6 protein-coding genes and 1 pseudogene are annotated in these 5,455 nt (G+C 37.3%); 3 read left to right on the forward strand and 4 right to left on the reverse strand.

All coding sequences use genetic code 11. The features are described 5' to 3' along the window. Together ABYT26_RS17355 and ABYT26_RS17360 are read left to right on the forward strand one after the other, a co-directional pair. Window positions 1-267: pseudogene (locus ABYT26_RS17355) on the forward strand (MATE family efflux transporter); the annotation flags it as partial. A gap of 85 nt (window positions 268-352) precedes the next feature. Then, window positions 353-1,477 (forward strand): lactonase family protein, encoded by a 1,125-nt coding sequence (locus ABYT26_RS17360; RefSeq protein WP_372756246.1) that lies wholly within the window; start codon window positions 353-355, stop codon window positions 1,475-1,477. Between the two features lie 4 nt (window positions 1,478-1,481). On the opposite strand, the gene ABYT26_RS17365 is transcribed toward ABYT26_RS17360, so the two are convergent. The 4 genes from ABYT26_RS17365 to ABYT26_RS17380 all read right to left on the reverse strand — a co-directional run bounded on the left by ABYT26_RS17365 (window position 1,482) and on the right by ABYT26_RS17380 (window position 4,750). Further along, a complete protein-coding gene (locus ABYT26_RS17365) occupies window positions 1,482-1,787 on the reverse strand; it encodes an ASCH domain-containing protein (protein ID WP_372756248.1) in 306 nt (101 codons plus the stop codon). Window positions 1,788-2,366: 579 nt separating this feature from the next. Further along, the gene (locus ABYT26_RS17370) at window positions 2,367-2,801 is read right to left on the reverse strand and encodes an NUDIX domain-containing protein (protein WP_372756250.1); all 435 of its coding nucleotides are present in this window, start codon (window positions 2,799-2,801) and stop codon (window positions 2,367-2,369) included. A gap of 72 nt (window positions 2,802-2,873) precedes the next feature. Beyond that, on the reverse strand, window positions 2,874-3,299 hold the full coding sequence (locus ABYT26_RS17375; protein WP_372756252.1) for a VOC family protein: 426 nt from the start codon (window positions 3,297-3,299) through the stop codon (window positions 2,874-2,876). Between the two features lie 8 nt (window positions 3,300-3,307). Beyond that, window positions 3,308-4,750 carry an SDR family oxidoreductase gene (locus ABYT26_RS17380; RefSeq protein WP_372756254.1) on the reverse strand — a complete coding sequence of 481 codons (1,443 nt, stop codon included), beginning with the start codon at window positions 4,748-4,750 and terminating at the stop codon, window positions 3,308-3,310. A 192-nt stretch (window positions 4,751-4,942) separates the two neighbouring features. Here ABYT26_RS17380 and ABYT26_RS17385 point away from each other — a divergent pair. After that, window positions 4,943-5,455: GntR family transcriptional regulator (locus tag ABYT26_RS17385; protein ID WP_372756256.1), on the forward strand; the 513-nt coding region annotated here is incomplete at its 3' end.

Below are 5,455 nucleotides of genomic sequence, written 5' to 3' on the forward strand. Positions count from 1 at the left end.
ATTTTGCTTGCATTGCCATTGGTAGGTTTTCAGGTGATTGTTGGTAACTATTTTCAATCCATTGGGAAAGCGGGTATTTCAGCTTTGCTTACTTTAATGCGTCAGGTAATTTTATTGATTCCCATTCTTTTTATTCTTCCGAATTATCTGGGTTTAAATGGAGTATGGATGGCGGCCCCTATTTCCGATGTTGGCTCGGCGATTATTTGCGGATTTTTCTTTTTTCGGGAACTGAAAAAATTAAACCGTCGAATTGCCATGGCTTAAATAATGATGGTTTTCTATTTAATTACTGATATCGATGCACTAATCAAATAGAAGTGATTTCTTGTAACCTAATTAAAATATAATTATGAGTAAACATATATTTTTACTGATTTTGATTTCAGCACTTGCCTTTTCTTGTCAGGAATCGAAAAAGAATACACCGATGACTAATTCTTCCTACACTTTCTTTCTTGGAACCTATACAGATGGAGATTCACAAGGAATTTACAAATTTGAAATGGACAGCTTGGGTCAACTAAAAATGTTAGGTTTGGTGGCAAAATCCGATAATCCTTCCTTTTTGGCCTTTGCAAATCATCAGAAAACGCTACTGGTGGCCAACGAAATGAAGTATGAGGATGGAATGGGAAGCGTGGAATCGTATCAAATAGGAGATTCCTTGCAGCTGATTAGCAGAAAGCCAAGTGGAGGTGCGCATCCCTGCTTTGTGACGGCAAATGTGGAAGGCGTAGTTCTTGCGGCCAACTATACAGGCGGGAATATCGGCTATCTGCAGGTAGATGAGGCAGGAAAATTATCGGATCTTTTGGATGTGCAGCAACACAGTGGTTCGGGAACCGTTGTGGGTCGTCAGGATGAGCCACACGCTCACAGCGTTTGGTTTCAACCCAACACGAATCAAATTGCAGCAGTCGATTTGGGAACCAATGAGCTGTGGCTTTCATCCATCGATATGGCAAAGCATCAGTTTTCATCTGATATCCGTAAAGTAGCACTTGCCGATGGAGCCGGTCCGCGGCATTTGGTTTTTCATCCCAACGGAAAGTTTGTCTATATAATAAGCGAGCTAAACAACACAATTAGCTGTTTTCAGATATCAGAAACTAAAGAGTTTAAACTTTTGTCGACTATTTCGAGCTTGCCAGCACATTTCGAAGCTTACAGTGCTACTGCCGATATTCATATTTCTTCAGATGGCAAGTATTTGTACGGATCGAACCGGGGACACAACAGTATTGCTATTTTTTCGATTCAGGAAAATGGGGATCTGCATTCGATAGGATTTGAATCGACTCGTGGCGATCATCCTCGTAATTTTAGCTTATCGCCCGATGATAAATTCCTTTTGGTGGCCAACAAAAACACCAATAACATCGTCTGCTTTCAACGCGATTCGCTAAGTGGTTCCTTAACTTTCGTTGATGAGGTAAAAGCGCCCAGTCCGGTTTGCATTTTGTTCGAAAACTAATTGCTCAAACGCGTCTGAATTCAATAAGCATCAGTAAGTCGGAAGTTTTTAGCTGAGGATAAAAGCCAAGTAAAACTGCCCATAATTCCACTTTGCTTTCAAAGCCATCTTTTTGTGCTTCCTCTACACTTAAGCAATCGAAATTTTTGTGGCTCACTTTTGTGATTTCAATTTTAATGGAGGGAAGATCTGTAAAAATAGCTTCTCCTTCTCCGAGTTGAGGAACTGCTTCACCTATTCTGGCTGTTTGGCTTTTTTCTCCCTTTTTAATGGTTTCGTAAAAGTCTTGATGAAAATGGATTTGAGACAAGATACTATTGTTTTGTGTGGTGATTTAGATGCTATTTGTAAGAGCAGAACTTTTTTCCCACGTATTAATATATTTTTTAACGATATTGGGCAATGATCTTAGCAATAAAACTTGTTCTGGGTTTTGTGCGTTGATAATTAATCTGTGTTCAAAATTCGTAATTCCAGCAAGCTGTTTTATGAAGTAGAAGTTTTTATAAAAAGTAGGATGATTCGATATACTTGGAACTTGAAGTGTCAATCGGAGAATAATTTTTTCTCTTCTATATTTACCAAATTCAGGTAGGCTTATATCTCCAGAAAAAGTTCCTGTCTTGATTAATATATCACCTTCTATAATTCTAATTTTTTTCTTTGTATTGAATATACTAAGAATGAAAAATGTTAAAGAGACTAGTATAAAAAAAGGAATACTTTGAGTAAAAGTGTTTATTTCGAACTTAGCAAAAGTTGTAAGTAGTCCCAGGAATGAATAAAGTAAACAAATTGTAAAATACCGATTATTAATAAGTAGAATTAATTTTAAGTAGAAGGGAAGATATATTCGATTGGATTGCATTTGTTATTTAGGTTTATGTTTTTATTTCAATTTTGTCATTACAAGTGAAACCTGCTCAAAAACCAAATTTTGAATGTCAGGATAAGTTAAATTGCGTGGTAAATAGGTAAATAGCTTTAATTCTGCAATTTCAGTTTCGGGCAAGCTTCCTAATTGATAAATTTCAGCAAAAAAGATGCGACCATATTTTGTTTCTCCATGCCAATCGGCCGAATAGTCAGTAAGCAACCGTAGGGAGAAAGATTCTGCTCCTGTTTCCTCATACAATTCCCTTCTTGCAGCAGCTAATGCCGATTCTCCTTTTTCAATATGACCAGCAGGCATTTCCCAGCTTTCTCGTAGGCGATGGCGAACAAAAACCCACTGGTTTTGGTAGCGCGAACAAATAATGGAATAGGTTAGGTTTTCTTCCGCGATGCTCAACACATCGTAGAATTCTACAATTGGTTTTTTCATAGAGTAGGAGTTCTAGAATTGGAAAACAAAGTTAAAATAATGTTCCACATTTTTTTAATCAAATGTCTCCATTTATTCCGATGTAGATTTTCCTTTGTACATGTCGCTGAATGGACCTTCTTTGGGTTCCCAAAGCTCAACTTTATTTCCTTCAGGATCTAAAATCCATCCAAATTTACCATATTCAAATTCCTGAATTTCTCCGACGATGGTAACGCCTTCTTCTTTCAAAATCTTGAGGAGTTCAACTAGGTTTTCTACACGATAATTGAACATGAAATCCTTTTTCGATGGCTGAAAGTAATCGGTTCTTTCTTCGAAGGGACTCCAAATTGTAAAACCTGTTTCTTCAGGTTTACTGGTTTTTCTCCATTCAAACATTCCACCATATTCATCAGGACATTGAATGCCTAGATGCTCGTTGTACCATTCTCTTGTTGCTTTTGGATCTTCCGATTTAAAAAAGATGCCCCCAATTCCTGTAACTCGTTTTTTCATTGCTCAATTTATTTCTTGTAATTTATAATTCCCTTTACCATTCCACGAAAAATAAATAGATGAAATGGGTAGCTAATCATCCAATACAGTCGGCCTAAAATTCCTTTTGGACGAAAAATTGCTTTTTGTGAGATATAGTTTTCATCATTTTCTCTTCCAATAGAAAATTCTAACCACGCCTCTCCAGGCAATCGCATTTCAGCATACAAGAGCAGTCTTCCATTTTCCTTATCGGCTAGTAGCACTCGCCAAAAATCAAGAGAATCACCCATTTTAATTTCCTGCGGGTGTCTTCGTCCTCTATTGAGTCCAACGCCACCGAATAATTTATCTATCATGCCACGTAAATGCCATAGCCAATTGGCATAGTACCAACCTCTGTCACCACCTAAAGCCCAAACATTCTCTACAATAGGTTTTACATCGGTACCAATTTTAAAATGCTTCTTGTCGGTATAGCAACCATAAGTTGGTGGTTCGATGTATTTCATTTTATCATTGGGCAGAATCCCACTACTCAAAGCATCAGTCCACGAAGAAATTACCATTTGCTGTTGTATTTTTCCAGTAGCTTTTTCGATAGCTTCGCGATAAGTGAGCAGCTCTATTTGTAATAAGTCAGCCAAATTATTGGGACGACAAATCACTTCAATTTTCATACTGTTTACCAGATTTACAGCCAAGTTGTAAGAGGTGGAGGTGATAAAAAACAACCAGTAGGATGAAAGTCGTGGAGTCATTACCGGCAAGCAGGCAATAAATCGTTTCAGCTTTCTTACTTCGGCATATTGCAGGAGCATTTCTTTGTAGCTTAAAATTTCAGGACCACCAATATCAAAAGTTTGGTTCAAACATTCCTTTTGACCAATCACCCCGGTTAAAAAATCGATTACGTTTCGAATGGCGATGGGCTGGCATTTTGTAAGCAGCCAGTTTGGGGTAATCATAATGGCTAGTTTCTCTACCAAATCGCGGATAATCTCGAATGAAGCACTTCCAGATCCAACAATAATTCCAGCTCGCAGGATGGTTGTGTCGCTTTTGCTTTTCTTTAAAATTTCTTCTACTTGTTTGCGCGATTCCAGATGTGTGGATAGCTTTTCAGCATTGGCAATTCCACTTAAATAAATAGTTTGTCTATTTTCCGTTTGGTCGATGAAGTGGACAAAATTTTTAGCGCAAAGTTTTTCTAGCTCTTCAAATCCTTCGGTACCATGTAGCATCGAATGAATTAAATAGTAGCTAACATCAATATCTTTGGGAAGATTTGTAAGTGATTTTAAATCCAGAAGATCGGCTTCATATGCCAGCAAGTTGGGATGACTGATTTCTTTGGGAGAGAATCGCTTTTTGTTACGAACACAGCAAATTACCGTATGTCCCTGATCCAAAAGAATGGGGAGTATTCGTTTTCCGATGTATCCATTGGCGCCAGTAAGAAGAATTTTCATAGAAATTGATTTTATCATAGAAACAGATAATTCGCAGTATTTGTTTTGCGGAAATTGATTGTTTCTGATTATTGCTGCCTTGCATTGAGTAGATCTCAATTTACGAAATTATAGTTTCAATTCTGAATGGATTAAATTATTATTTATACATTTGAGCCATAACAGAACAGAACACAATATAAAAATCAAAGTATGAAGGTTTTTCACTTTACTACGGATAGTAACTCTCCGATGCCAAAATTTCAGCAACTGATTCAGGCATTTCAGGATGCCATCAGTCAGAAAATATTGGAGCCAGGAGATATGTTACCTTCTGTAAATAAGATGTGTAAGGAGTGTTCTCTTTCGAGAGATACTGTCTTTAAAGCCTATGCCGAACTGAAGAAACGAAATGTGATTGAGTCGGTTCCCAATAAAGGATATTTTGTAGCTGGAGAAATTACACGTGTATTCTTGTTTTTAGATACTTTTAAGGCTTATAAAGAGGTCTTGTACGATAGTTTTCGAAAAAGTGTACCCAGTACGGTGGCCGTTGATTTGCATTTTCATCACTATAATATCGAGGTTTTTAAGAATCAAATACAGGAGAGTATTGGTAAGTACAGTAAGTACGTTATCATGAATTTCGACCACTCTGAAGTCGCCGAAACATTAAAACAACTCGATTCTAAAAAGGTATTGGTTATCGATTGGAATATCAATGCG

This window comes from Labilibaculum sp. (genome assembly GCF_041595635.1).
Classification (GTDB): domain Bacteria; phylum Bacteroidota; class Bacteroidia; order Bacteroidales; family Marinifilaceae; genus Labilibaculum.